Origin of the sequence: Curtobacterium sp. MCBD17_032, from assembly GCF_003234855.1 — a bacterium.
In the GTDB taxonomy this organism is placed as follows: domain Bacteria; phylum Actinomycetota; class Actinomycetes; order Actinomycetales; family Microbacteriaceae; genus Curtobacterium.
The window spans coordinates 1-827 of the sequence record NZ_QKTO01000026.1; the positions used below are offsets into that span (position 1 = coordinate 1).

General features: G+C 68.3%; 1 protein-coding gene. It reads left to right on the forward strand.

What is annotated here, in order from left to right; all coding sequences use genetic code 11:
- The first annotated feature begins 140 nt into the window (after positions 1 to 140).
- A complete protein-coding gene (locus DEI91_RS15825; RefSeq protein ID WP_111053211.1) occupies positions 141 to 821 on the forward strand; it encodes a hypothetical protein in 681 nt (226 codons plus the stop codon).
- Positions 822 to 827: the final 6 nt, after the last annotated feature.

The following is an 827-nucleotide window of genomic DNA, read 5'->3' on the forward strand; positions in this document are numbered from 1 at the left end:
GGCGCCGAACAACTGTCACAAGCCGGGAAACACCCGCAGCGCTCACCAGCAGCTCACCGCTGGTTCTCCACCCCTTCGCGGGGTGTGTTCGGCGCGCTGTCACCCACCGCGCCGAGCGCGACAAGCAAAGGAATGAAGACATGCGCAAGTCCCTGAAGACCTCGATCACCCTCGCCACGACCGGTGCCCTCGTGCTCGGCGGTGCAGCGTTCGGCGTCAGCGCCGCGAACGCGTCCACCCCGGTCGTGCACACCGTCTCCAGCTCCGCGTCGAAGATCCCCGCCCCGGTCGCCTCGGTGCCCGAGGTCCTCGGCGGCGACACCTCCGTCGCCCTCGACAAGGGCTTCACCGACGCCCTGACCTCCCTCAAGCTCACCCCGGGCGTCTCGGGAGATGCGACCCTCGAGGACGGCGCCGTGTCGTTCCCGATCACCTCCGGCTCGGTCACCTACTGGAGCCCGGACGGCAACTACCGCCCCTACGTGCAGGGCCTGCTCAACCACGACGACTCCGGCCTGACCCTCAAGGCCGGCGACACGACCGTCACGCTGGAGAACTTCGTCGTGAACCCGGGCTCGTCGAAGCTCTACGGTGACGTCCTCGTCAACGGCGAGGTCGCCGCGCCGAACGCGTTCCTGTTCGAGCTGCACGGCGGCTCGCTCAAGCCGCTCCAGCTCGAGGGTGACAACGCGATCCTGACCGGCACCACCGTCCACATCTCCCAGGACGCCGCGGACCTGCTGAACCAGACCTTCAAGACGGACGCCGTCAAGCGCGGCCTCCTCGTCGGCACCGCCACCATCACCGCCCAGATCAAGTAACACCCG